This window comes from Microbacterium testaceum StLB037 (assembly GCF_008763945.1).
GTDB lineage: Bacteria > Actinomycetota > Actinomycetes > Actinomycetales > Microbacteriaceae > Microbacterium > Microbacterium testaceum_G.
This window is the reverse complement of the sequence record NZ_VTQH01000003.1, coordinates 608,854-635,060: the sequence shown is the minus strand read 5'-3', so window position 1 is coordinate 635,060 and position 26,207 is coordinate 608,854. Positions and strand designations below refer to the sequence as shown.

Annotated in this window: 19 protein-coding genes; 8 read left to right on the top strand and 11 right to left on the bottom strand. The window is 71.2% G+C overall.

What is annotated here, in order from left to right; translation table 11 throughout:
- The first annotated feature begins 217 nt into the window (after nt 1-217).
- Nucleotides 218-1,798: a stealth conserved region 3 domain-containing protein gene (locus tag F9B98_RS15355; RefSeq protein WP_150958968.1), complete on the top strand. Its 1,581-nt coding sequence runs from the start codon at nt 218-220 to the stop codon at nt 1,796-1,798.
- Here the strand turns inward: F9B98_RS15355 and F9B98_RS15350 are convergent.
- Together F9B98_RS15350 and rsmA are read right to left on the bottom strand one after the other, a co-directional pair.
- A complete protein-coding gene (locus F9B98_RS15350; protein ID WP_150958966.1) occupies nt 1,749-2,684 on the bottom strand; it encodes a phosphodiesterase in 936 nt (311 codons plus the stop codon). The two genes, F9B98_RS15355 and F9B98_RS15350, sit on opposite strands and share 50 nt — an antisense overlap.
- A 431-nt stretch (nt 2,685-3,115) precedes the next feature.
- Nucleotides 3,116-3,958, bottom strand: coding sequence for a 16S rRNA (adenine(1518)-N(6)/adenine(1519)-N(6))-dimethyltransferase RsmA (gene rsmA, locus F9B98_RS15345; protein ID WP_150958964.1), 843 nt, complete (start codon nt 3,956-3,958; stop codon nt 3,116-3,118).
- A 66-nt stretch (nt 3,959-4,024) separates the two neighbouring features.
- Here rsmA and F9B98_RS15340 point away from each other — a divergent pair, with 66 nt between their 5' ends.
- Nucleotides 4,025-5,485 (top strand): sugar porter family MFS transporter, encoded by a 1,461-nt coding sequence (locus tag F9B98_RS15340; RefSeq protein ID WP_150958962.1) that lies wholly within the window; start codon nt 4,025-4,027, stop codon nt 5,483-5,485.
- A 630-nt stretch (nt 5,486-6,115) separates the two neighbouring features.
- Here F9B98_RS15340 and F9B98_RS15335 read toward each other — a convergent pair.
- The 3 genes from F9B98_RS15335 to rsmI all read right to left on the bottom strand — a co-directional run bounded on the left by F9B98_RS15335 (nt 6,116) and on the right by rsmI (nt 9,561).
- Complete coding sequence (locus F9B98_RS15335; RefSeq protein WP_150959131.1) at nt 6,116-7,006, bottom strand: TatD family hydrolase; 891 nt, start codon at nt 7,004-7,006, stop codon at nt 6,116-6,118.
- A 95-nt stretch (nt 7,007-7,101) separates the two neighbouring features.
- Complete coding sequence (gene metG, locus F9B98_RS15330) at nt 7,102-8,694, bottom strand: methionine--tRNA ligase (protein WP_150958960.1); 1,593 nt, start codon at nt 8,692-8,694, stop codon at nt 7,102-7,104.
- Between the two features lie 48 nt (nt 8,695-8,742).
- On the bottom strand, nt 8,743-9,561 hold the full coding sequence (gene rsmI / locus F9B98_RS15325) for a 16S rRNA (cytidine(1402)-2'-O)-methyltransferase (RefSeq protein WP_150958958.1): 819 nt from the start codon (nt 9,559-9,561) through the stop codon (nt 8,743-8,745).
- Nucleotides 9,562-9,584: 23 nt separating this feature from the next.
- On the opposite strand from rsmI, the gene F9B98_RS15320 reads away from it, so the two are divergent.
- Together F9B98_RS15320 and F9B98_RS15315 are read left to right on the top strand one after the other, a co-directional pair.
- Nucleotides 9,585-11,156, top strand: a complete 1,572-nt coding sequence (locus tag F9B98_RS15320; RefSeq protein ID WP_150958956.1) for a dolichyl-phosphate-mannose--protein mannosyltransferase — start codon at nt 9,585-9,587, stop codon at nt 11,154-11,156.
- A 2-nt stretch (nt 11,157-11,158) separates the two neighbouring features.
- A complete protein-coding gene (locus F9B98_RS15315; RefSeq protein ID WP_150958954.1) occupies nt 11,159-11,920 on the top strand; it encodes an AAA family ATPase in 762 nt (253 codons plus the stop codon).
- A gap of 145 nt (nt 11,921-12,065) precedes the next feature.
- Here F9B98_RS15315 and F9B98_RS15310 read toward each other — a convergent pair whose 3' ends face one another.
- The gene (locus F9B98_RS15310; protein WP_150958952.1) at nt 12,066-13,883 is read right to left on the bottom strand and encodes a thioredoxin domain-containing protein; all 1,818 of its coding nucleotides are present in this window, start codon (nt 13,881-13,883) and stop codon (nt 12,066-12,068) included.
- Nucleotides 13,884-13,898: 15 nt separating this feature from the next.
- The gene (locus tag F9B98_RS15305; protein ID WP_150958951.1) at nt 13,899-14,735 is read right to left on the bottom strand and encodes an aldo/keto reductase; all 837 of its coding nucleotides are present in this window, start codon (nt 14,733-14,735) and stop codon (nt 13,899-13,901) included.
- A 105-nt stretch (nt 14,736-14,840) separates the two neighbouring features.
- On the opposite strand from F9B98_RS15305, the gene F9B98_RS15300 reads away from it, so the two are divergent.
- The 3 genes from F9B98_RS15300 (at nt 14,841) to F9B98_RS15290 (ending at nt 21,641) form a co-directional block, all read left to right on the top strand.
- Nucleotides 14,841-16,094, top strand: coding sequence for an LCP family protein (locus tag F9B98_RS15300; protein ID WP_150958949.1), 1,254 nt, complete (start codon nt 14,841-14,843; stop codon nt 16,092-16,094).
- Nucleotides 16,095-16,159: 65 nt separating this feature from the next.
- The gene (locus F9B98_RS15295) at nt 16,160-17,323 is read left to right on the top strand and encodes a glycoside hydrolase family 3 N-terminal domain-containing protein (RefSeq protein ID WP_150958947.1); all 1,164 of its coding nucleotides are present in this window, start codon (nt 16,160-16,162) and stop codon (nt 17,321-17,323) included.
- A 121-nt stretch (nt 17,324-17,444) separates the two neighbouring features.
- The gene (locus F9B98_RS15290; protein ID WP_150958945.1) at nt 17,445-21,641 is read left to right on the top strand and encodes a DUF3418 domain-containing protein; all 4,197 of its coding nucleotides are present in this window, start codon (nt 17,445-17,447) and stop codon (nt 21,639-21,641) included.
- A gap of 65 nt (nt 21,642-21,706) precedes the next feature.
- Here the strand turns inward: F9B98_RS15290 and F9B98_RS15285 are convergent, their stop codons facing one another.
- Nucleotides 21,707-22,198 carry a MarR family winged helix-turn-helix transcriptional regulator gene (locus F9B98_RS15285; RefSeq protein ID WP_150958943.1) on the bottom strand — a complete coding sequence of 164 codons (492 nt, stop codon included), beginning with the start codon at nt 22,196-22,198 and terminating at the stop codon, nt 21,707-21,709.
- A gap of 39 nt (nt 22,199-22,237) precedes the next feature.
- On the opposite strand from F9B98_RS15285, the gene F9B98_RS15280 reads away from it, so the two are divergent.
- On the top strand, nt 22,238-23,107 hold the full coding sequence (locus F9B98_RS15280; RefSeq protein WP_150958941.1) for a DMT family transporter: 870 nt from the start codon (nt 22,238-22,240) through the stop codon (nt 23,105-23,107).
- Between the two features lie 72 nt (nt 23,108-23,179).
- On the opposite strand, the gene F9B98_RS15275 is transcribed toward F9B98_RS15280, so the two are convergent.
- The 3 genes from F9B98_RS15275 to F9B98_RS15265 are packed head-to-tail and all read right to left on the bottom strand — an operon-like array spanning nt 23,180 to nt 26,015.
- On the bottom strand, nt 23,180-24,040 hold the full coding sequence (locus F9B98_RS15275; protein WP_150958939.1) for a DUF4097 domain-containing protein: 861 nt from the start codon (nt 24,038-24,040) through the stop codon (nt 23,180-23,182).
- Nucleotides 24,037-24,702: a LuxR C-terminal-related transcriptional regulator gene (locus tag F9B98_RS15270; RefSeq protein WP_150958937.1), complete on the bottom strand. Its 666-nt coding sequence runs from the start codon at nt 24,700-24,702 to the stop codon at nt 24,037-24,039. The genes F9B98_RS15275 and F9B98_RS15270 overlap by 4 nt, the downstream gene beginning before the upstream one ends.
- Nucleotides 24,690-26,015, bottom strand: coding sequence for a sensor histidine kinase (locus F9B98_RS15265; RefSeq protein ID WP_150958934.1), 1,326 nt, complete (start codon nt 26,013-26,015; stop codon nt 24,690-24,692). Before F9B98_RS15265 ends, F9B98_RS15270 begins: the two co-directional genes overlap by 13 nt.
- Nucleotides 26,016-26,207: the final 192 nt, after the last annotated feature.

Genomic DNA, 26,207 nt, shown 5'->3' with positions numbered 1-26,207 from the left:
ACGGGTGCTCTCACGGTGTGGGAGACTGGAACGTCGGCCTGCTCCCCGCCGTCGCTCGCAAGGCGGTACGGGGAGGTCCGGGCCGGAGCGAGCGATCTGAGTCACTCTTCGACAGTAGTGCTCCGCTCCCCGTCGTTCGGCGTCGAGGCCGAAACGTCTTCGTAACCCCGGAACCGTACGGTGACCGGATCCATGCACCTACCCCCGAGGAGGCAGAATGCGCCCGATGGTCCCCCTGTCGATCGACACCGACCCCTGGCGCGCCCTGCTGTCCCGGTCCGATATCCGCATGCACGACGGCATCCTGCACGTCGTCGACGACTCCTCGACCCCCGCGATGGCGGAGCAGGACGACCTGCTCACGGTCGCCTCGGCGATCGAGGCCGCGGGTGTGAAGGTCATGCTCGTGCGCGACGCGAACCGCCGCCCCAAGCTCGTCGTCGACACCGCCGACGCCGCCACCGCCGTCGCGGCGCTGCGCGATCCCGAGCTCGGCCCGATCTACCTCAAGGCCCGCGGCGAGGACCCCGTCCCCGCCCACAGCGTCGACCCGGCCCCCGGCTCGGTCCAGGCCTACGCGGTCTTCCGCCCGCGCACCTCGACCGAGGGCTCGTACCGCTACGGCGCCTCTCTCGCCCCGCGCCTGGAGCTCTGGCGCTTCGGCGACACGACCATCGAGGCCCCGCGTCCGAGCGCCCTCACCCGCCGGACGTTCGCGGCGGCCGACCTCGACCTCGTCGAGGTGGAGCGGTACGGGCGGCGCTGGACGACCGTGTCGGGCATGTTCGACCCGCACCCCAACGAGTTCACCGACGCCGTCGACATGGTCTTCTCGTGGGTCGACGGCTCGTCCAGCGAGTTCCAGCGTCAGCGCGCCGCCCGCATGAAGGGCTACGTCGTGGGCGACGGCGACGACAACGCCGCGCGCTACCGTCAGGTCGACGAGCTGCGCTACGCGCTGCGCAGCGTGCACATGTACGCGCCGTGGGTGCGCCGCATCTTCATCGCGACCGACTCCCCCACCCCCGAGTGGCTCGCCGACCACCCGAAGGTCACGATCGTGCGCAGCGAGGAGTTCTTCGCCGACCCCTCGGTGCTGCCCACGCACAACTCCCACGCCGTCGAGGCGCAGCTGCACCGCATCCCCGGCCTCGCCGAGCACTTCCTCTACAGCAACGACGACATGTTCTTCGGTCGTCCCGTCACCCCCGAGCTGTTCTTCAGCGGCGGGGGCGTGAGCCGATTCGTCGAGAGCGGCGTGCGCATCGGCAGCGGCCCGGCGCACCTCGAGCGCTCGGGCCACGACAACGGCCTGCGCGTGAACCGCGCCCTGCTCAAAGAGCGCTTCGGCCGCGTCACCACCCTCGACCTCGAGCACTGCGCGACGCCGCTGCGCCGCTCGATCGCGTTCGAGCTCGAGCGGGAGTTCGCCGAGGACTACGCCCGGACCGCCGCGAGTCGCTTCCGCGCGGCGACCGACATCTCGGTGACCAACAGCCTGTACCACTACTACGCGCTCGCCACCGGTCGCGCGGTCATCACCACCGAGCCGCGCACGCGCTACGTGCAGACCACGCAGCTCGACTCGTTGCGCACGATGGAGCGTCTCGTCTCGCGCCGCGACACCGACATGTTCTGCCTGAACGACGGCAGCGTGCCCGAGATCCCCGAAGAGGTCCGCGTCCCGGCGCTCCGGGCGTGCCTCGAGCGCTACTTCCCGGTCGCCGCGCCGTGGGAGAAGACCTCGGTCAGCGAAGGATCGGCAGCGGCGTCGTCGGCGGCGACACCGGTCCGCTGAACGCCCGCGACGCCGGCACCACGATGCCGGCGTCGTGCAACCGGCGCTGCGACTCCGCGGCATCCACATACTGCAGGGCCTGGGTCGCCGCGAGCGGAACGACAGAGTGCACCACCGTGTCGTCGTAGACGTGGACGGTGTTGAAGCCCTGGGCCGCGTCCTGCGGGCGGGTTCCGCCCACGGGCACCATGAGGTCCTGCGTGTAGCAGGTGGCGGATGCCACGGACACCGGGATTCCCGCGAAAGTCGCGAACGTGGAGTAGTGCAGGTGACCCGCGAGGATCGCGCGCACGTCGCTCCCCCGCAGCACCGTCGCGAGACGGCGCTGGTCGCGGAGCTCGACCGAGGCGGCGAGATCGAGCACGCTCGGCACCGGCGGGTGGTGCATGGCGAGGATCGTGCCGAGCGGGGCGGGGGTCGCCAGGACCTCGGCGAGCCACTCCAGCTGCTCGGGGGTCACCTCGCCGTGGTGAGCCCCGGGCACCGAGGTGTCGAGGGTCACGATGCGCAGCCCGTCGATCTCGTCGACCCGGTCGACCGGAGCCGTCGCGGCCGCGGTGTCGCCGGGCAGGAGCTCGGCCCGGAACGCCGCGCGGTCGTCGTGATTGCCCATCACCCAGATGACGCGGGTGTCGAGGCGTGCGGCGAGGGGCTCGACCATTCCCCGCACGCGCTCGTAGGCGTCGGCCTCACCGAAGTCGGCCAGGTCGCCCGTGAAGACGAGGGCGTGGGGGCGGATGCCGGAGGCCTCGATCGCCTCGACGGCCCGGGCGAGGTACGCCTCGGAGTCGACGCTGTCGTACAGCGGCGCACCGCCGGCGCGCAGGTGGGTGTCACTCAGGTGCAGCAGCACCCTCTCGGCACGGGGGTACTCGGCGTAGCGCATCTCGTTCCTTCCGGGCCGTCGGGTACGGCCGCGACACCGGCGTGATGCTCCCGGTCAGATCGAAATGTTACCGGCATGTTTCGGGAACGCGGGGTGAACACGGCAGGAATTCACCCCGGCGATGGTTGGCGCGCGCTGAGAACGCGGTCGCGCTCCGGCGCCGCCCTGCGCGCCCCGCCCCCGGGGGGCCGAGCACAACGACGGACTCCGACGCCGACACGCGGCACGACAGACGCAACAACGCGGCGCGTCGCGAAAAGCCCCGCCGTTGTGCACACCGGACCGGATGCCGCCACCCGACGCGGGATCCGAGCACGACGGCGGACTTCGACGCCGACACGCGGCACGACTGGCGACATCACGCGGCGCGGCGGGAAGAGCCCCGCCGTTGTGCACGCGCAGACCGGATGCCGAGACCCGGCGCGGCCGCGTCAGGACGCGGCGGCGATGCGGGCGTAGTCGTCGACCGTGAGCTGCTCCCCGCGGAGGGTGGGGTCGACGCCCGCCGCCTCCAGATGCGCCGACGCCTCGGCGGCCGTGCCGCCCAGCACGCCCGACAACGCCTGCCGGAGCATCTTGCGGCGCTGCTGGAACGCGGCATCCACGATCTGGAAAGTCCGCAGCCGGTGCTCCTCGGTGCCGCGGGGCTCGGGGTCGCGATCGAAACCGACGAGCACGCTGTCGACGTTGGGCACAGGCCAGAAGACCTGCCGCGACACGGTGCCCGCCAGGCGCCACGAGCCGTACCAGGCCGCCTTGACGCTCGGCGCGCCGTACACCTTCGACCCGGGAGGGGCGGCGAGGCGCTCCCCCACCTCGGCTTGCACCATGACGACGCCGCGCTGCAGGTAGGGGAAGGACTCGAGGAAGTGCAGCAGCACCGGAACCGACACGTTGTACGGCAGGTTCGCCACCAGCACGCTCGGCTCACCCGGCAGCTCGGTCACGCGCAGGGCGTCGGCGTCGATCACGGCGAGGCGACCGTCGGGCACCTCGTGGGCGGCGGCGGTGACCGGCAGACGCTCGGCAAGGCGGTGGTCGATCTCGACGGCGACGACCGAGGCACCGGTTTCGAGGATCGCCAGAGTGAGGGAACCGAGACCGGGGCCGATTTCGACCACACGATCGGATGCCGTGACCCGGGCCGCCTGGACGATCTTGCGCACCGTGTTGGCATCGACGACGAAGTTCTGCCCGAGCTTCTTGGTGGGCGTGACGTCGAGGTCGGCGGCGAGCCGGCGGATCTCGGCGGCACCGAGGAGCGAAACGGGCATTGTTCCACTGTAGTCAGGGCGCCGCCAGAACCCTCGCCGCGCGAGGGCCGGGAGTAGCGTAGGACGGTGAGTCAAACGCAGTCCATCCCCTCGAACGCCTTCACCCTCAGAAGCCCCTACGGGCGACGAGCCATCGGCCTCTCGGTCGCGGCCGCGGTGGGCGGTTTCCTCTTCGGCTTCGACTCCTCCGTGATCAACGGTGCGGTCGATGCGATCGAGGGCAATTTCGAACTCAGCCAAGTGCTCACCGGCTTCGTCGTGGCCGTCGCCCTTCTCGGATGCGCGGTCGGCGCCATCGTCGCCGGCGCGCTGTCGGACCGCTGGGGCCGACTCAAGGTCATGCTGCTCGGCGCCGTGCTGTTCTTCGTCTCGTCGATCGGCGCCGCGCTGACCTTCAGCGTGCCCGATCTCATCCTCTGGCGCGTCATGAGCGGCTTAGGTATCGGCATCGCCTCGGTGGTCGCCCCCGCCTACATCGCCGAGGTCGCGCCCCGCCAGATCCGCGGCTCGCTCGCCTCCCTGCAGCAGCTCGCGATCACGCTCGGCATCTTCGGCGCCCTGCTCTCCGACGCGCTGCTGGCCAACACGGCCGGTGGAGCGGCGAACCAGCTGTGGCTGGGGATGGAAGCCTGGCGCTGGATGTTCCTCGTCGGTGTCATCCCCGCCGCCGTCTACGGCATCCTGTCGTTCACCGTTCCCGAGTCGCCGCGCTTCCTGCTCGCGAAGGGCAAGCGCGAGGAGGCGAAGGCGATCTTCGCCCGCCTTGTGCCCCCGGCCGACCTCGACAAGACGATGAACGAGCTGTCGAACACGATCGAGGCCGACCGCAAGAACAAGAACGTCTCGCTGCGCGGGCCCGTGCTGGGTCTGCAGGGGATCGTGTGGACCGGCATCCTGCTGTCGATGTTCCAGCAGTTCGTCGGCATCAACGTGATCTTCTACTACTCCACCACCCTGTGGAGGGCCGTCGGCTTCGACGAGAGCAACTCGCTGCTGATCTCGGTCATCACCTCCGTCACGAACGTCGTCGTGACGTTCGTCGCGATCTTCCTGGTCGACCGGGTCGGCCGAAAGCCAATCCTCATCACCGGCTCGATCCTCATGACCGTGTCGCTGGCCGCCATGGCACTGTCGTTCGCCTTCGCCACCGGCTCGGGTCAGGACGTCTCGCTTCCCGCGCCGTGGGGCGGCGTCGCCCTCGTGGCCGCGAACGTGTTCGTCGTCGGCTTCGGGGCGTCGTGGGGCCCGCTGGTGTGGGTGCTGCTGGGCGAGATCTTCCCGAGCCGTATCCGCGGCAAGGCCCTCGGCGTCGCCGCCGGTGCGCAGTGGATCGCCAACTTCGCCATCACGGTGTCGTTCCCGGCGATGTCGAGCTGGTCGCTTCCGCTCACCTACGGCATGTACGCCCTGTTCGCCGCCCTGTCGTTCGTGTACGTGCTGCTGCGCATCCCCGAGACCAAGGGCATGGAACTCGAGCAGACCGAGACCCTGTTCGTCCGCAAGCCCAAGGATTCGGCGAAAGCCTGATTCCGGATGCCAGAAGGCCGGCGCCCCGCGGGGTGCCGGCCTTCGTCGTGTCGGCGGCGGCGGTGCTGTGTTCCCGCAACCTCCGCGATTCGCGCTGGCTCAGCGGCATCCGGGGCCGTCGGGCTGAGGCTGCGCGGATCACTGACTCTGCGCGACGGGGCGCGGGCCCACGGCACAAGCTCCGCGATCCGCACAGACTCAGCGGCATCCGGCGCCACTCGGCTGAGGCTGAGCGAATCACTGACCCTGCGCGACGGGGCGCGGGCCCCACGGCACAAGCTCCGCGATCCGCACAGACTCAGCGGCATCCGGCGCCATTCGGCTGAGGCTGCGCGGATCACTGACTCTGCGCGACGGGGCGCGGGGCCCCACGGCACAAGTTCCGCGATCCGCACAGACTCAGCGGCATCCGGGGCCATTCGGCTGAGGCTGCGCGAATCACTGACCCTGCGCGACGGGGCGCGGGCCCCACGGCACAAGCTCCGCGATCCGCACAGACTCAGCGGCACCCGCGGCCATCGGGCTGAGGCTGCGCGAATCACTGACCCTGCGCGAACCACCGCGCGCAACCTCCGCGGTCCGCACAAGCACAGCGACACCCCGGACCTCTCCCCCGGGGAGCGCGCGGGGTCAGTCCTCGAACGCGCCGTAGACGCGCAGCGTGTTCGCGGCGACCTGGGCGGCGAGGTCGTCGGCGTCCATCGACAGCTCTGCCGCGAGAAAACGCAACGTCACAGGGATCACGTACGGCGCGTTCGGGCGGCCGCGATACGGCGCGGGGGTCAGGAACGGGGCGTCGGTCTCGACGAGGATGCGGTCGAGCGGCGTGACCGCCAGCGCGTCGCGCAGGTTCTGCGCGTTCTTGAACGTGACGTTTCCCGCGAACGAGAGGTAGTACCCGCGGTCGGCGGCGATGCGCGCCATGTCGGCGTCGCCCGAGAAGCAGTGGAACACCGTCCTGTCGGGGGCGCCGACGCGCTCGAGGGTCTCGAGCACGGCCTCGTGGGCGTCGCGATCGTGGATCTGCATGGCGATCCCGTGCTTCTTCGCCAGCGCGATGTGCGCCTCGAACGAGCGGATCTGAGCCGGGATGCCATCGGCCTCGGTCCGGAAGAAGTCCAGGCCCGTCTCGCCGATCGCCCGCACGCGCGGCTCGGCGGCGAGCTCGTCGATGACCGCGATGGCGGCATCCAACTCTCCCGCCTGCTCGTACGCCGGCGCCTCGTTGGGGTGGATCGCCACGGCCGCGAGCACGCGGGGGTGGGACCGCGCCGCCCACGCCGACCAGCGGGAGGAGTCGACGTCGCCGCCCGCCTGCACGACCCCGTGCACACCGACCGCGAGGGCGCGCTCGAGCTGCTCGTCCAGCGAGAGGCCGGTGTCTCCGTCTTCGATCTCGAGATGGGTGTGATTGTCGTAGACCGGGATGCCGAGGGGCTCCGGCGCCGGCGGGTAGCTGACATCGCGGCGCCCGTCGACCGAGCGTTCGCGGACGTACTGGCTCGGATCTCCGCTTCCGATGGTGTCGCGCGGACGCTCGACCGGGGTCGAGCCGGGGGCGGCGGACCCTCCGACAGGCTCCGGGGCCGCCGCCGCCGGCTCGGCAGGCACCCGCGTCACGCCTGCTCGACGCGCGGGAACAGCGGCGTCAGCGCGGTGACCGTGGCGCCCGCCGGCAGCATGCCCCAGGCCCCCGCTTCGCGGATCGGCTGCTCGACGAGAGCGCCGAGGCCCTCGGCCGCGCCGAGCGCGACCCACAGCTTCTCGGTCGACGACGGCATGACCGGCGACAGCAGCACCGCGAGGGCGCGCAGGCCCTCGGCCGCGGTGTAGAGCACGGTACCGAGGCGCTCGCGCGTCGATTCGTCCTTCGCCAGAGCCCACGGCTCGTTCTCGGTGATGTACCCGTTCAGCGCGTCGACGATCGTCCAGATCGCGGCGATCGCCTCGTCGATGCGGAAGCGCTCCACGGCCGCGTCGGCGGTGGCCGCGGCATCCGCCACGATCTTCTGGATCGTCAGGTCGCCCTCGGTGTACGCGGCCGGCGCTGGCACGACGCCCTCGAAGTACTTCGAGATCATCGCGACCGTGCGCGAGGCCAGGTTGCCGAAGCCGTTGGCGAGTTCGGCCTGGTAGCGGGCCGACAGGTCTTCCCACGAGAAGGAGCCGTCCTGGCCGAACGCGATCGCGGAGAGGAAGTAGAACCGATACGCGTCGGAACCGAAGACGTCGGTGATCTCCGTCGGCGCGATGCCGGTGAGCTTCGACTTCGACATCTTCTCGCCGCCGACCAGCAGCCAGCCGTGTGCGAAGACGCCGCGCGGCACGTCGAGGCCCGCGGCCATGAGCATGGCCGGCCAGATCACGGCGTGGAAGCGCAGGATGTCCTTGCCGACCACGTGGAACGCGGGCCAGCGGCGGGCGAACTCGGCGGTGACCTCGCCGGTCTCGGGGTCGGTGCCGTACCCGACCGCGGTGGCGTAGTTGAGCAGCGCGTCGACCCACACGTAGATGACGTGCGAGGGGTCCCACGGAACCGTGATGCCCCAGTCGAACGCCGAGCGCGAGATCGAGAGGTCTTTCAGACCGCTGCGCACGAACGACACGACCTCGTTGCGCGCCGACTCGGGGCGCACGAAGTCGGGCTCGGTCTTGTAGAGCTCGAGCAGGCGGTCCTGGAACTCGCTGAGCTTGAAGAAGTAGTTCTTCTCCTGCAGCAGCTCGAGGGGCTTGGAGTGGATCGCGCAGACCTTGAGTCCCTCGAAGGGACCGGTTCCGTCGACGATCTCGGCCTCGGGCTTGAACTCCTCGCAGCCGACGCAGTACAGCGCCTCGTATTCGCCCGCGTAGATGTAGCCGCGGTCGAACAGCGCCTGCACGAACTGCTGCACGCGCTCCTCGTGACGGGGCTGCGTCGTGCGGATGAAGTCGTCGTTGGCGACATCGAGGGTCTCGAGCAGAGGGAACCACGATTCCGTCACGAGCTTGTCGACCCACTCCTGCGGGGTCACGCCGTTCGCCGAGGCCGCGCGCAGCATCTTCTGCCCGTGCTCGTCGGTGCCGGTCAGCATCCAGGTGTCGTCCCCCGCCTGGCGATGCCAGCGGGCGAGCGTGTCGACGGCGACGGTCGTGTACCCGTGCCCGATGTGGGGCAGATCGCTCGGGTAGTAGATCGGCGTCGTGATGTAGAAAGAGCGGCCGGAAGTCACCTGGAGATTCTACGGGGAGGCACCGACACGGCCGACCGTGTGACGGGCTCAGCGCTTGACGGCCAGAGCCGCCTGGTACAGCTCGCGCGAGGAGTGCCCCGTCTGCGACGCCACTTCGGCGGCGGCGTCCTTGAGTCGCGTGCCGCCGCGCACGATCTCGAGCACCTGGGTCACGGCATCCGGAAACGCCACCTCGCGTGCGGAGGCTCCGCCCACGACGATCGCGATCTCGCCGCGCACCCCCTCGGCCGCCCAGGCGGCGAGCTCGGCGAGGGTGCCGCGCTTGACCTCCTCGTAGAGCTTCGTGAGTTCCCGGCACACGGCCGCCGGACGATCGGCACCGAAGGTGCTCGCGAGATCGTCGAGAGTGGATGCCAACCGCGACGGCGACTCGAAGAAGACGAGCGTCCGCTCCTCCGACGCGAGCTGCGCGAAGGCCTTGCGACGCTCCCCCGGCTTGCGTCGCGGGAAGCCCTCGAACGCGAAGCGGTCGGTCGGAAGCCCCGCCACCGCGAGGGCGGTGACCACGGCGCTCGGCCCGGGAAGGGCCGTGACGGTGACGCCGGCGGCGGCTGCGGCGGCGACGAGCCCGAAGCCCGGGTCGCTGACGGTGGGCATGCCGGCGTCGCTCAGCACGAGCAGGTCGTCTTCGCGCGCGAGCTCGACCAGTTCGGCCGCGCGCTCCTTCTCGTTGTGGTCGTGCAAGGCGATCAGGCGCGGGCGATTCTCGACCCCGAGGCCCGCCAGCAGGCGCTGGGTCGTGCGAGTGTCTTCGGCCGCCACGATCGAGGCGTTCTCGAGGGCTTCGATCAGCCGCTTCGAGGCGTCACCCAGGTTGCCGATGGGGGTCGCCGCGAGGATGATCACCGTTCCACCTTAGGCTGGGGGCCGTGACCACCGCTGTCCCTCCGCTGCTCCCGCCCGTCGAGCAGACGCGCATCGACCGGTGGCGCGACGCCCTGCTCGCCGACCCCCGCGGAATGCGCCTGTGGCGCTGGCTCGCGCCGGCCCTGGTCACCCTGGTCGCGGCGGTGCTGCGCCTGATCGACATCGGCAATCCGCACCAGCTGGTGTTCGACGAGACCTACTACGTCAAGGACTCGTACAGCCAGTGGGTGCTCGGCTACCCCTCCACCTGGCCCACTGACGCCGACGCCCGCTTCACCGCGGGCGACACCGACATCTACACCGGGATCGGAAGCTACGTCGTCCACCCCCCTCTCGGGCGGATCCTCATCGGCGCCGGCATCGCCCTGTTCGGTCCGGACTCGGCGACCGGCTGGCGCATCTCGGCCGCCGTCTTCGGCACCGCGACGGTGCTCCTCGTGTACCTGCTGGCGTGGCACCTCTCGCACTCGATCGCGTTCTCGAGCGTCGCCTCGGGTCTGATCGCCGTCGACGGGCTCGGCATCGTGATGAGTCGGGTCGCCCTGCTCGACATCTTCTTGACCTTCTTCATCGTGCTCGCGTTCTGGTTCGCCGTCCTCGACCGGCGCCGCACCGGCGATCGCTTGGACGCGGCCTTGGATGCCCGACCGGGAGAGACGCACACCTGGGGGCCGCTGCTGTGGGACCGCCCCTGGCTGTTGGCGGCCGGGGCCGCGGCCGGTGCCGCGACGGCGGTCAAGTGGTCGGGCCTGTACGTGCTCGCCGCGGTCGGCATCTACGCGGTCGTCACCGATGCCCTGGCCCGTCGCCGCGTCGGCATCGTGCAATGGCCGATGGATGCCGTGCGCCAGGGACTCATCTCGTTCGTGGTGCTCGTGCCCATCAGCGTCGTCGTGTACCTCGCGAGCTGGTCGGGATGGCTCTTCACCAACGGCGGCTACAAGCGCGAGGTCCCCGTGGACAGCACCGGTCTCCTCTCGCTGTTGCCCCAGTCCCTGCAGCGCCTGTGGGTCTACCACCAGGAGATGTACGCCTTCCACGTCGGCCTGGTGACCCCGCACAGCTACGCCAGCCCCGCCTGGCAGTGGCCGCTGCTGATCCGACCGACGTCGATGTACTGGCACCAGGATCAGGCGGGGGTCGACGGCTGCACGCTCCCCAGCGGCTGCACCGAGGCGATCTCGAGCATCGCCAACCCCATCATCTGGTGGGCCGGGATCGCGGCATCCATCTATTTGCTCGTCCGCTTCGTGATGGTGCGCGACTGGCGCTTCGCCGTGGTGCTGACCGGGCTCGCGGCGACGTACCTGCCGTGGTTGCTCTACCCGGAGCGCACGATCTTCCAGTTCTACACGGTGGCCATGCTGCCCTTCCTGGTACTGGCCCTGACCTTCGCCCTGCGTGATGTCGCGCGGGGAGTGAAGGGCGCTTCACGTCTGAGCGGCCAGGTGATCGTGCTGGCGTTCCTCGTGCTATGCGTCGGGGTGTCGGCGTTCTGGTACCCAGTGTGGGCGGGCCTGCCGGTGCCGTACGAGTTCTGGCGCCTGCACAACTGGCTGCCGACCTGGATCTGACCATGGCGAGCGGGGAGGAGTGGCTTCACGACCCGCGCCCGGTGCAGCGGGTGAAGGTCTTCCGCGATGCGCCGGTGAACCCGTTCGCGTGGCCGGCGACCATCCCCGCGGTGGCGCAGTTCCTCGAGGTGGCCAGCGGCGACGGGTGGGAGTTCGGACCCGGCGTCACCTTCCTCGTCGGCGAGAACGGATCGGGCAAGTCGACGCTCATCGAGGGCATCGCCGAGGCCGCGGGACTCCCCGCCGAGGGCGGCTCCACCAACGGCGGCGGCGAGACCCGGCGCACCGAGAGTCCGCTCGGCGAGTGGCTGCGCATCGAGCGAAGCCCGAGGGCCCCGCGCTGGGGGTTCTTCCTGCGGGCCGAGACCATGCACGGCTATTACAGCTGGAGAGACGACCTGGGCGGCCCGTCCCCCAGCCTGCACACGATGAGCCACGGCGAGTCTTTCAATGCCCTGCTCGACGAGACGCTCGACCACCCGCAGGACGTCTCGGGGCTGGCCTGCCTCGACGAGCCCGAGGCCGCCCTGTCGTTCTCATCGACGCTTCGCTGGCTGGCCTCGCTCGACCGCATGCGCTCCCGCGGCACCCAGGTCATCTGCGCGACCCACTCCCCCGTGCTCGCGGCCCTGCCCGGCGCGACGATCCTCGAGCTCGGCGACTGGGGCATTCGCGAGAGCGCCTGGGAAGACCTCGAGCTGGTGCGCCTGCAGCGCGGGTTCCTCGAGTCGCCGGGAAGGTATCTGCGGCACCTGTTGGAGTGAGAAGGGTGGATGCCGTGGGGCGGTCGTGTCGTCAGCTCGCAGATTGACGCGAATCTCGCAGGATTCCCCGCGTTGTCTGCAAGAAACGCGACATTCTGCGAGGAACTGGCGCCCGGCAGCGCCGGCCCGACCCCGCAGCCCCGCCTCAGCGCAGCCGACCCGCGTCCGTCGTCGGCAGCGCGCAGGTGAACGCGCGGCAGTCGTAGGCCGTGGCCTCCCCGCCGAGCGCGGTCTTCCCCTCGAACAGCTCGAATCCCGCCTCGGCGAAGGCGACGGCCTGCGCGGGCGACACCACCGCCACCACGTCGGCGGGGATCCGGCGGGCGACGTCGGCGATCTCGGCATCCGCCTCGCCCACCACAACGACCTGCCGGGGCGCCGAGGCCAGGCCGAGCGCCACGTCGAGGATCGCTCCGTGCGCCAGCGGCGACGACAGCGCGGCCTCGGACGCGGCGCGCACGAGCGTCTCGGCGGCGGTGCGGTAGTGCTCCCCCGCGCCCAGGCGCCAGAGGTCGAGGGCGGCGGCGGCGAACACCGACGGGCCCGAGGGCGACGCCCCGTCGGTGGGGACGGCGTGCGACTGCATCCCCTGCCCCACGAGCACGGGGTCGCCACCGCCCGGAGGGTGGATGCCGTCGTCACCGAGGCACAGGTCGACCAGCGCCCGCGCCCGCACGGCGTAGGCGACCTCACCGGTCGCGCGAGCGAGGGCGAGCAGGCCCCGCGCGAGTCCGCCGTAGTCTTCGAGCGTCGCGGGGGCGGCGGAGCGCACCTCGTCGAGCGAGGCGCGACGCGGTGTGCCGTCGTCGGCGACGTTGCTCTCGAGCACGGCGTCGGCGGCCCAGCGCGCGGCCTCGAGGAAGCGCGGGTCGGTGCGGGTTCCGGCGGCGGCGAGCGCCGCGATCGCGTGGCCGTTCCACCCGGTGACGACCTTCGCGTCGAGGGCCGGTGGCTGCAGCCCTGAGCGATCGGTCACTCGGTAATACCCGCCCTCGTTGCGGACCCCGTCGATGATCGACTCGGAGTCCTGAGCTGCGGCGATCCCACCCGAGGGCAGCTGAAGCACGTCGACGAGGAACCGCGCGGCGTCGGTCGCGACGGCGTCGTCGCCCGCGGCGAGCGCGACCTCGACGAGCCCGGCGTTGTCGGTCAGCATGCGTTCGTAGTGCGGCACGCTCCAGTCTCGGCGGGTCGCGTAGCGGAAGAAGCCGCCCTCGACCACGTCGTGCAGGTCGGAGCCGGCCATGGCGGACAGGGCTCGGGATGCCACGTCCGCGGCATCCGGGATCTCCGGAGTCAGAGCCGGGTGCTGCAGGAACCGCAGCACCGGGGTGTTCGGGAACTTCGGGGTCTCGAACGCGGGACCCGCGGCGAAGCCGGCGTACTCGCGGTCCTCGCGCGCGGCGACGGCGCGGGCGGCCGCGGCGAGCTCAGCGAGGGAGGGCGGGGCGTCGGCGGGGGCGCTGGCGGCTGCGGCGAGAGCGTCGCGGAGCGAGGAGCCCGTGGCATCCACTTCGCTTCGGCGTTCGGTCCACGCCTCGCGCACGGCGGCGAGCACCTGGCGGAACGAGGGCTGCGGCGGGCGGGGCGCGGGCGGGAAGTAGGTGCCCGCGTAGAAGACGCGCCCCTCGGGCGAGGCGAAGACGGTGAGGGGCCACCCCAGGTGAGGGGTGAAGGCGCTGGCGGCGTCGAGGTAGGCGGCGTCCACGTCGGGATGCTCTTCGCGGTCGACCTTGATCGAGACGAAGGCCTCGTTCAGGATGCCGGCGGTCTCGGCATCCTGGAACGATTCCCGCGCCATGACGTGGCACCAGTGACAGGTGCTGTAGCCGATCGAGACCATCACGGGGACGTCTCGCTCGGCGGCGAGCGCGAACGCCTCGGCCCCCCAGGGGAACCACGCGACGGGATTGTCGGCGTGGGCCCGCAGGTAGGGGCTCGAGGCGTTCGCGAGGCGGTTCATGCGCGCCGGGTCAGCTCACTCGACGTCGTCGGGGTGCGAGCCGACGCGGCCCGAGCCGTCGCCCGGGTCGACCGCGTCGATCGCGGCCATCTCGTCGGCGGTGAGCTCGAAGTCGAACAGGTCGAAGTTCTCTTCCAGGCGCTCACGGCGCACCGACTTGGGGAAGACGATGAAGCCGTGCTGGATGTGCCAGCGCAGCACCGCCTGAGCCGGACTCTTGCCGTGGGCCTCGGCAGCGTCCTTCACCGCGGGCAGCTCGAACAGGTCGTACTTGCCCTGGCCGAGGGGACCCCACGACTCGATGTGCATGTCGTGCTCCTGGCCCCAGGCCGCGATCTCGCGCTGGCTGAGGGCGGGGTGCAGCTCGATCTGGTTCACCACGGGGGTGACACCGGTCTCGGAGACGATGCGCTCGAGGTGCGGGACGAGGAAGTTCGAGACGCCGATCGAACGGGTCTTGCCGGCTTCGCGGATCTCGATGAGCTTCTGCCACGCGTTGAGGTAGTTGTCGGCCTTGGGGGTCGGCCAGTGCACGAGGTACAGGTCGACCGCGTCGAGGCCGAGCTTCTCGAGGCTCTCGTCGATCGCGGCGTGGGGCTCGTCGCCGTCGTGGCGCGAGTTCCACAGCTTCGTGGTGACGAAGAGCTCGTCGCGCGGGATGCCGCTGGAGGCGATGGCGCGGCCGACACCCTCTTCGTTCTTGTAGATCGCGGCGGTGTCGATGTGGCGATAGCCGACCTCGAGGGCCTCGGACACGGCGCGCTCGGCGTCGTCGGCGGGCACGAGGAACACGCCGTAGCCGAGCTGGGGGATGGAGTTTCCGTCGTTGAGCTGAACTGAAGGAACGGTCATGGATCGAGCCTAGGGACCGTTGGCTCGGAGCGTTCTCGGGGTTGACGCGCGGTTCGGGGGCGCTAAGCCCCGCGTTCTCGCGTCCGGGCGTGGTTGACTACCGAAATGACGCCGCAGCCTCCCACCCGGCACGCTCGACGCGACCCCGCATCGCCCTGGCGCCGCGGCGCGAAGCTCGTCGCGATCGCCGTCACCGTCGTGCTCGTCGCGGCGGTCGCGGTGGGGGGCTTCTACGCCTTCTCGCTCTCGCAACGACTGCAGGAGGCCGCCGTCCCCCTGAAGGACGCCCCGGCCGAGCCGCCCGCGCTGAGCGCGTACAGCGAGCCCTTCTCGGTGCTCGTCGTCGGAACCGACGAGTGCGACGACGAGGTGAAGGAGGCGTTCGGGGCGCGCTGCTCCGACCCGGGCAACGAGGGGGCCCGAAACGACGTGAACATGCTCGTGCACGTCTCGGCGAACCCCCGCCGCGTCACCGTGGTGTCGTTCCCGCGCGACCTGCAGATCGGCATCCCGGAGTGTACGGCGCAGGACGGCTCGACCTCGGGCCCGTCGTACAAGGCGCCGATCAACTCCGCGTACGAGGCGGGCGGGCTCACGTGCGTGGCCGACACGGTGTCGGAGCTGAGCGGGCAGAGCATCCCGTTCGCCGCGAAGGTGAGCTTCGGCAACGTCGTCAACATCACCGATGCCATCGGCGGCGTGGAGGTCTGCATCGGCGGCGACGGCATCGACGACCCCGACGCGGGCATCGACTGGGAGCCGGGCCCGCGCGTGGTGAAGGGCTACGACGCCCTGGCGTTCCTGCGCACGCGCAAGGGCATCGGCGACGGCAGCGACCTCGCCCGCATCGGCAACCAACAGCAGTACCTCTCGCGGCTCATCAACAAGCTGCGCAGCGACGAGGTGCTCTCGAACCCCGGCACGCTCATCGGCCTGGCCAACACGGCGGTCAACAACATCGAGCCGAGCGAGAGCCTCGCCGACCCGATCCGCATCGCGCAGCTGGCCTACACGCTGAAGGACGTACCGTTCAGCGACATCACGTTCGTGCAGTTCCCCGTGGTCGACGACCCGGCCGACAACAACCACGTCGTCCCCGACCAGGCGTCGGCCGCGACCCTGTGGGAAGCGCTGGAGACCAACGCCCCTCTGCAACTGACCGGTGAAGAGGGAGCGAACGGCGGCGTGATCCCCGATCCTTCCGCCCCCACCGAGGCTCCGAGCGAACCCGCCCCCGACGCGAGCACCCCCGCACCGGATGCCACGGACGCCACCGCCGCTCCCGGCGTGGTGGAACTGCCGAGCAACGTCAGCGGCACGAAGGCCAACCAGGCGACCTGCTCCGCCGGCAACGGCTGAGCGCGGACCCCGGGTCGGACGTCAAGACCCGGGAACCGTCCAGAGTCATCGGGGAGCATGAAGACGTGAGAACCGCCACGCGCTCGATGAGCCTCCTCCTGCTCGCGGCCCTGACCCTCACGGCGTGCGCGCCTTCTGCGACGCCCGCGCCCACGGCATCCCCCTCCCCCTCCTCGACCCCCACGCCGATGCCGACCCCCACCGCCACCCCCGACCCGCTGGCCGGGATGAGCCTCGCCGACAAGGTCGGCCAGATGTTCATGGTCGGCACCTCGGTCGAGGGCGCCAACCCCACGACGCTCGCGGCCGTGCGCGACGATCACGTGGGCGGGATCTTCCTGCACGGCAGGTCGGATGCCGGCACCCAGGCCATCGCGGGACTGATCGGGCAATTCACCGCCACGGTCGGAGCGAGCGCTCCCGAGCTGTGGGTGGCGACCGACCAGGAGGGCGGCACGGTCCAGGTGCTGAAGGGCCCGGGCTTCGACCGCATCCCCTCCGCCGTCGACCAGGCGGCCCAAACCGACCCGGCTCTGCACTCCTCCGCCGCGACCTGGGGCGCACAGCTCGCGCAGGCCGGGGTGAACATGAACCTCGCGCCCGTCGCCGACGTCGTCACGAGCCCGGATTTCGCGGCATCCAATCCTCCGATCGGCGCGCTGGGACGCGAGTACGGGTACGACGCAGCGACCGTGGCGGCGAAGGTCGGCGCGTTCGCGGCCGGGATGCGCGACGGCGGGATCATGCCGACCCTCAAGCACTTCCCGGGGCTCGGGCACGTCGACGAGAACACCGACTACTCGGCTCAGGTGACCGACAGCGTCGTCACCGCCGACGGGCCCGACGTCGGGGTGTACTCCACCGTGCTGCCCCAGGGTCCGGCGGTGGTGATGATGTCGACGGCGATCTACGCCGAGATCGACCCCGCCACCCCGGCCGCCTTCTCGCCGACGGTCGTCGGAGTGCTTCGCGACAGGGTCGGCTTCGACGGCGTGGTCACCTGCGACGACCTGTCCGCCGCCGATCAGGTGGGCGGGTACTCTCCGGCCGAGCGAGCGACCCGCGCCGTCGAGGCCGGCGTCGACTTGCTGCTGGTGTCGGCCGACCCCTCGGTCTACCCCGAGATGCACGAGTCCGTGCTGTCGCGGGCGCAGAGCGACCCGGCGTTCGCCGCGAAGGTGGATGCCGCGGCGCGGCGGGTCGTGGAGCAGAAGGCGTCCCTGCCTTAGGCCGGCGCGCTCGCGCGCGGGGCTCCTCACGCGCGAGTCGCCAGGAATTGTCGCCTCCGGCGACGCCCAAGCGACAGAAGTTGGCGACTCGCGCGCCGCACGGGCGATACGCTGGAAGGCTGTGTCTGTCGAACCCGTCATCGTCTACCCGCCCGAGCTGCCCGTCAGCACCGCGCGGGACGAGATCGCGCGCGCCATCCGCGACCACCAGGTCGTGATCGTCGCGGGGGCGACGGGCTCGGGCAAAACCACGCAGCTACCCAAGATCTGCCTCGAGCTCGGGCGCACCTCGATCGCGCACACGCAGCCCCGCCGCATCGCCGCGCGCACGATCGCGGAGCGCATCGCCGAAGAGATGCAGGTGCCGCTGGGCTCGACCGTCGGCTACAAGGTGCGCTTCACCGACAAGGTGTCGGCCGATACGCGCGTGGCGCTGGTGACCGACGGCATCCTGCTCAACGAGATCCACCGCGACCGTCTGCTGCGCCGCTACGACACGATCATCGTCGACGAGGCGCACGAGCGCTCTCTCAACATCGACTTCCTGCTCGGCTACCTGCGCCGCATCCTGCCGAAGCGCCCCGACCTCAAGGTCATCGTCACCTCGGCGACCATCGACCCCGAGAGCTTCGCGCGGCACTTCGCCGCCGCTCCCGCCCACCCCGGCAGCGAGCCGACCCCGGCACCGGTCATCGAGGTGTCGGGCCGGACGTATCCGGTCGAGATCCGGTACCGGCCGGTCGACGGGGCGGATCAGGCTCCGGAGGATTCGGACGATGAGATCCCGGATGCCGACACCCCGGCGCCGCAGCCGAAGAAACCCCGGAGCCCGGCACGGCCCGCCGCCAGGCCCGGCCGTTCCGACGACGATGTCGACGAGGTCGGGGCCGTCGTCGCGGCCCTGCGCGAGCTCGACCGCGAGCCCGCGGGAGACGTCCTCGTCTTCTTCCCCGGCGAGGCCGAGATCCGCGACGCGGCGGACGCCATCCGCGGGGCGTACCAGAAGGACGCCGCTCCCACCGAAGTCCTCCCCCTGTACGGACGTCTCTCGGCCGCCGAGCAGCACCGCGTGTTCGAGCGGTCCACCGTCGCGGGGGTGCGTCGACGCATCATCCTGGCCACGAACGTCGCGGAGACGAGTCTCACCGTTCCCGGCATCCGGTACGTCGTCGACACCGGCACAGCGCGCATCTCGCGCTACAGCAACCGGTCGAAGATCCAGCGCCTGCCGATCGAGGCCGTGTCGCAGGCCTCGGCGCAGCAGCGCTCGGGTCGCGCGGGCCGGACGTCGCCGGGTGTCGCGATCCGGCTTTACTCCGAAGACGACTTCACGCGTCGGCCGGAGTACACCGAACCCGAGATCCTGCGCACGTCGTTGGCATCCGTCATTCTGCAGATGCTGTCGCTCGGGTTCGGCGACATCCAGGCGTTCCCGTTCCTCACCCCGCCGGATTCGCGGGGTGTGAAGGCGGCGTTCGACCTGCTCGTCGAGCTCGGTGCGGTGAAGCTGCCGGCTCCCGGCTCGCGTACCCGCGACGTGCGCGACGACGGCGACCCCTCGCGCGGGCGCGGGCGTCGCGATGACGACGGTCCGCGCCTCACCGAAATCGGCCGCGAGATCGCGCGGCTGCCGATCGACCCGCGCTTCGCCCGCATGCTCATCGAGGCGCGGCGGAACGACGTCTCGAGCGAGGTGCTCGCGATCGTGTCGGGCATGTCGATCCAGGACGTACGGGAGCGCCCCGAGGAGCGGCGCGAGGAGGCTGACCGCTTCCACGCGCGGTTCACCGATCCGACCAGCGACTTCCTCTCGCTACTGAACCTCTGGGATTACCTGCAGGAGAAGCAGGCCGAACTCGGTTCGAGCGCGTTCCGACGCCTGTGCCGCAGCGAGCACCTCAACTACGTGCGCGTGCGCGAGTGGATGGACGTGCACCGACAGCTGCGGTCGCTGGGTGGCGAGCGCTCCGGCGAGCGCGGGCGCGGCGACGGCGGGCGCGGGGCGAAGAACCATGTCCCACTTTCGGCTGGCTCCGCCCCCTCCAGGCCGCACAGATCGGGACGTGCTTCGACAGGATCGGAACATGGTTCGAAGCGCGCCGACCAGACCGCCGCCCCTGAGGGGCACGCCGCCGGCGACGCCATCCACCGCGCGATCCTGTCGGGGTTGCTGTCGCACCTCGGCATCCTGGATCCGCGCACGGTGGCGCAGGCCAAGGACCGCAAGGCTCCGGGCGACGCCCGCCCGGTCAAGGGCGAGTACATCGGCGCGCGGGGCGCGCGGTTCGCGATCTTCCCCGGGTCGGGGCTGAAGAAGAAGCGTCCCTCCGCGGTCATGGCCGCCGAGCTCGTCGAGACCTCGCGCCTGTTCGCCCGCACGGTCGCGGCCGTCGATCCCGCATGGGCGGAAGACCTCGCCCCCGATCTGGTGAAGCGGTCGCTGAGCGAGCCGCACTGGTCGAAGGATGCCGGCTCCGCCGCCGCCTACGAGAAGGTCACCCTCTTCGGGGTCGAGCTCGTCGGGCGTCGTCGGGTGCAGCTCGCGCGCTTCGACCGGCCGCTCGCGCGCGAGATGTTCGTGCGCCACGCCCTCGTCGAGGGCGAGTGGGACCCCTCGGTGCTCGACAAGCGCCTGACAGCGTTCCTCCGCCGCAACCAGGAGCAGCGCCGCCTGCTCGAGAAGATCGAGGAGCGCGAGCGTCGGCGCGACATCCTCATCGGCGACGAGGCCGTCTTCGCGTTCTACAACTCCCGCATCCCGGCCGATGTCACCGACGTGCGCTCGTTCGAGACGTGGTGGAAGGACGCCTCGAACCGCACCCCGCACCTGCTCGACCTGCGCGAGTCCGACCTCACCGGCGACCGCGCCCAGGGCGATGACCGGGCCTTCCCCGCGCGGTGGCGTCAGGGCGATCAGACGCTCAACCTCGCGTACCGCTTCGAGCCCGGGGCCCCCGACGACGGCGTCACGGTGGTCGTACCGCTGCCGCTGCTCGCGCAACTGCGCCCCGACGGGTTCGACTGGCAGGTTCCGGGCATGCGCGACGAGCTCGTCACCGCCCTGCTGCGCGCGCTGCCGAAGACCATCCGCCGCAACGTCGTGCCCGCCGCCGACTGGGCCGAGAAGTTCTCGGCCGAGCTCGCCGAGAAGGGCCCCGAGCACGCGAACGGCCTACCGAAGACGACGCTCGTCGACGCCCTCGCGGCCCTCGTGCAGCGGGTCGCGAATCAGCGGGTGAGCGCCGCCGACTTCGAGCTCGAGCGCGTGCCCGGTCACCTCATGCCGTCGTTTCGCGCGGTAGACGCCCGAGGGCGCGCCATCGGGAGCGACCGCGACCTCGCCACTCTGCAGCGCCGTCTCGCCGACAAGGCCCGGTCCAGCGTCGAGTCGACGATCGCGCGTCCGGCGCAGAGAGCCGCCAAGGTCGCCGAGGCCTCGCCCGCGTTCGCCTCACGCTCGAAGCTCACCACCTGGGACCTCGACGAGCTCACCGAGGTCGTCGACACCCCGGTCGCCGGGGGCGTGGTCCGCGGCTACCCCGCACTCGTCGACGAAGGCGACAGCGTCGCCCTTCGCGTCGAGGCGACGCCAGAAGACGCCGCACGGCACACGCGCGCCGGCATCCGGCGCCTTCTGCTGCTGGCTGTCCCCTCCCCCGCGACCTACGTTCTCGACCACCTCACCGCGAACGAGAAGCTCGCGCTCGCGGCATCCCCCTATGAAAACGCCAAGGCGCTGATCGAGGATGCGCGTGTGGCTCTGGCCGACGACATCCTGCTGCGCGAGGCGCCGAGCGGCGTCGTGCGCACGAAGGCGGACTTCGAGCGGGTGCGCGACGCGTACTCTTCCGTCTCCGTCGATCGCACGTTCCAGACCGTGTCGCTCGCGGCGAAGATCCTGCTCGCGCAACGCGAGGTCGACCGGGCGATGAAGGACGCGTCGTCGATCACCCTCCTCGGCGCGCTGAACGACGTGCGCGGGCAGGTGAAGGGCCTGATCTTCCCGGGCTTCCTCTCGCGCACCGGCCTCGCCCGCCTGCAGCACCTGCCGCGCTACCTCGCGGGGGCGCTCGAGCGGGTGAAGACCCTCTCCGACAACCCCGGCCGCGACCGCCAGCGCATGACCGAGTACGAGCGCGCCGCCGCGGGCTTCGTCGAGGCCGGCGGCACGGTCCCGCTGCCCGCCGACGCCCCCGCGAACCTCGTGCAGACGCGATGGCTGCTCGAAGAGCTGCGCGTGAGCCTGTTCGCCCAGCGTCTCGGCACCGCCGAGCCGGTGTCGCCGCAACGCATCGCGAAGGCGCTGAAGTCCGCCTGACTCGCCAAGAACTGTCGCTCCGGGGGCCCGTGAAGCGACAGTTCTTGGCGACTCGCGCGCCTGAGTCAGACGCCGAGCGCCGTCCCCCACGAACGCAGCAGTGCCTCCAGCGTTCGACGCTGGTCGGCGTCGAGACCGGAGAGCAGCCGCTCCTCGTTCGCGAGATGGTCGGCCAGCGCCTCGTCGATGACCCGACGCCCCTCGGGAGTGAGCGAGATGACCCGCCCCCGCCCGTCGTCGCCGCTGGCGCTGCGGGAGACGAGACCGGATGCCACGAGCCGGTCGACCCGCTTCGTCACCGCGCCCGTCGTCACCATCGTGTGGCGGGCCAGCTCGCCCGGGGTGCGCGCGTAGGGCTCGCCGCCGCAGCGCAGGGTCGCCAGGATGTCGAACTCCCCCTCCCCCAGGTCGTACCGCCGGAAGACTCCGAGCAGCTCGGTGTCGAGGTGAGCCGCGATACGGCTGAGTCGTCCGATTACCTGCATCGGAGAAGCGTCGACGTCAGGGCGTTCGGCGGCCCATTCCTCGACGATGTCGTCGACGTGATCGGCATCCATGGGTCCACTCTACCTTCCACAGAAGATATAGTGCCTTCCATGGAAGATAAATGGCGTCTCGTCGCCGTCACCGCCGTCGCCCCGATCGCGTGGGGGGCGACCTACGTCGTGACGCGGCATTTCCTGCCGGCCGATGCGCCACTGTGGGGCGCGGCTCTGCGAGCCCTTCCGGCGGGTCTGCTGCTGTGGGCACTCGCGCGCCGCCGACCGCGCGGTACCTGGTGGGGAAAGGCCCTGGTTCTCGGGCTGCTCAACTTCGGCGCGTTCTTCGTGCTCGTCTACCTCGCCGCGCAGTTGCTCCCGTCGTCGATCGCCTCGTCGGTCATGGCGCTGTCGCCCCTCACCCTCGCGGGACTCGCCTGGCCGCTGCTCGGCCAACGCCCCACCCTGCGGTGGGCCGCGGGCACGCTGCTCGGGGTCGTCGGTGTCGTGTTGGTGGTGGGCTGGAGCACGGGAGTCGTCCCCCCGCTCGGCATCGCCATCTCGGCGACGGCCCTGCTGGTGTTCTCACTCGGCGGCATCCTCGCCACGCGCTGGCGCGACGAGGTCCCCCTGCTCGCGACGACCGCCTGGCAGCTCATCGCGGGCGGGCTGGCCCTGACGGTCGCGGCCGTCGTCGTCGAGGGCGCAACCCCGAGAGTGGATGCCGCGGGCGCCGTCGCCTACGCGGGGATCGCGGTCATCGCGACGGCGCTGGCCTTCGTCTGCTACTTCACCGGCCTGCGGCACCTCCCCGCGGGGACGGTCGGGCTCATCGGGCTCCTCAACCCGGTGACCGGCGTGCTGCTCGGGGTGCTGGTGGCCGGCGAGTCGCTCGGTGCCGCACAGATCGTGGGGATCGTCCTGGTGCTGGCGGCCATCGCCGCCTCGCGTCCGGGGCGAGCGGCGCAGGCACCGAAAAGCGCGTGAGTCGCCAGGATCTGTCGCCCGGGCATGCCCGGAAGCGACGGATTCTGGCGACTCGCGCGTCGTGTGTCGACCTCAGGAGCGCAAGCGCACCGAGCCCATCGTCGCGGTGACGTCGACCTCGGCGGAAGCCGTCGAGCTCGTGCGCAGGCCGTTGTCGACCGAGCCCATGCCGTCGTCGAGGTGGACGTCGTACTCGTCGTCGGGCAGCATGACGTCGGCCGAGCCCGCGGTCACCTCGACGTCGGTGCGGGTCGGGGCGACGCCGCTCAGCCGTGCGGTCAGCTCGCCGCCGGCGACCTCGAACGACGTGGTCTCGACGTCGGCGACCCGCGCCGACGCCGAACCGCCGGTCACCGCGAGGTCGACATCGCGCGCGGATCCATCGAGCGAGGCGGTGCCACCGGCGACCTCCACCCGCACGTCGCCGAAGCCACCCGTCGCCTCGAGCGATCCTCCGGTGACGCGGATGTCCGCGCGCACGCCGGCACCGTCGAGATCGCGGGGCAGCACGAGCGTCGCCCGCGACCCGGTCCCCCACCCGACGAACGAGCCCGAGGGCGACGCGACGCGGAGCGAGTCCCCGGAGCGCTCGAAGGTCCAGCCCCTGCGCCCGCGATCATCGGCGTCGAGACGTGCGGAGGGCACGTCGCCGAACTCGATCGTCAGCGAGCCGCCGGCCAGCTCGACGTCGAGGTCGGCGAGCTGAGACATGACGTCGCCGGTGGCGTCATCGGAGGTGGAGCTGTCGTACGAGGTCGCCTGGCCGCGCCAATCCACCAGGCTCGCGACGGCAGGGACACCGGTACCGACGAGGGTTCCGAGGGCGACCACCGATCCGACGACGATCGTGACGACCGACACCGTGAACGCCGGGCCGCGACGCTGTGGCGGCTCGGGGGACGGAGGGGCGGAGAGGGGCGAGGGCGTGGTCATGGGGTGGCTCCGGTGTGATCGTGGCCCAGGTGCACGAGGGCGGCGATGACGCGGCGGTTGCCGGTCTCGTCCTGCTCGAGGCCGAGCTTGGTGAAGATTGCGGTGATGTACTTCTCGACGCTGGCCTCCGAGACGAAGAGCGCCTGGGCGATGGCCTGGTTCGAACGACCCTCGGCGATCAGGGCGAGCACAGAACGCTCCCGTTCGGTGAGGCTCTGCAGCCGTTCGTCGCGGCGCCGCCGCGTGAGCAACTGCGCTACGACCTCGGGGTCGAGCACCGTGGCGCCCCCGGCGATCGAGGCCACCGCGGCGAGGAAGTCCGCAACGTCGGCCACCCGGTCCTTCAGCAGATAGCCGAGCGCACCCTGCCCGTCGGCGATCAGATCGCTCGCGTAGCGCTCCTCGACATATTGCGACAGGACGAGGACGGCGAGCCCCGGATGCCGGGACCTCAGCGCGATCGCCGCGCGGATGCCCTCGTCGGTCCAGGTCGGCGGCAGCCGCACGTCGAGGATGCACAGCTGCGGGGCGGTGTCGTCCACGGCGGCCTCGAGGCCGGCGGCATCCGGCAGCGCCGCGACGACCTCGTGACCGTCGTCGGCGAGCAGACGCACGAGCCCCTCGCGCAGCAGCACGGAGTCCTCGCAGATCAGGATGCGCACGGGACGTTCACCTCCACCGTCGTGGGTCCGCCCTGCGGGCTGTCTATGCGGGCGGTTCCGCCCGCGGCGGTGACGCGGTTGACGATGCCGTCGAGACCGCCCCCGGGAACCACCCGGGCACCGCCCAGACCGTCGTCCTCGACGCGCGCCCAGAGCGAGCCGTCGTCGCGCACGCGCACATCGACGCGGCACGCGGCGGCGCGGGAGTGCTTCGCCGCGTTGGTCAGCGTCTCGGCGATGGCGAAGTAGACGGCCTCTTCCGCCGCTCGACCGCAGCGACGCGGTAGCCGGACGTCGAGGGTCACCGGAATGTGCGATCGGGATGCCAACGCCGAGAGGGCGGCATCCAATCCCCTGTCTTCGAGCACCGAGGCGTGGATGCCGCGGGCGAGCTGCCGGAGCTCGGTGATGGCCGACTTCGTCGACGCGTGCGCCTCGGCGACGAGCGCCTTCGCGGCCTCGGGGTCGTCGTCGATCTTGGTCTGGGCGAGGCCCAGCGTCATACCGATCGACACCAGTCGCGGCTGGACGCCGTCGTGCAGATCGCGCTCGATGCGCGTGCGCTCGACCTCGGCGGCGCGGACGGCGCCGGCGCGGCGCGTGTCGGACGTGCGGGCCTGCTCGAGCAGCTGCGCCTCGCGGGAGGGGACGAACATCGCCCGCACGATCACGCCGTGCAGGACGGCGAGGCCGACGATGGCACCTAGCGCGACGACGATCGCGGCCACCCCGGTCAGGGGCGCGGCGATTCCCGGCAGCGGCAGGATGCCGAACAGACGCGTGTCGGACCAGCCGAAGATCGGGCTGATCGCGACGCCGATGCCCCACGATACGATGCTGATCGCCGTGATCGTGAGCAGCCCCAGGACGGTCGAGATGGCGAACGAGGCCACGGCGCGCCACTGCAGCGGGTCGATGGCCTGCAGCCAGATGGTGTGCAGCACCCCGACGAAGCCGGTCTTGGGGCTGCGGCGCGGACGCAGGCCGGTGAGCCCCAGGCCGTAGAGTCCGTCGACGCGAGCCCGCTCGAACCAGGCCACCGCGAAGAGCGCGTAGACGAATCCGACGAGGACCACCACGCCGATCAGCAGCGCGGGCAGCAGGCCGAAGCCCGAGCCGAACAGGCTGAACAGCGCCGTGAAGACGGCGGGGCCGACGACGCCCAGGGCCGCGAGGTGCGCGGCTGCTCCCGCGATCCGGCGGAAGGAGGTGACGCGCACCTTCGGCGGCACGGCGACCGTGGTGGCGGGCGCCTCGACGCGCGGGGCGGAGGCGCCGGGGGGCGGGGGCGGGAGGACGGATGCCGTGGTCATGGGTTCCACGCTAAGGGGGTGCCCGCGCGGGCACCGCCCGGTCAGCCCCCGTCGCCGTTCGGGTTATCCCGAAACGTCGCGTGAGGGGTCGTTTCGTGTCGCCGAGCTCGATGCGGGGCGACAGAAAACGACCCCTCACGCGGGTGCGGGGCGGGGGGCTGGGACGCGGGGCGGGGTGGGGCGGGTGCGGGC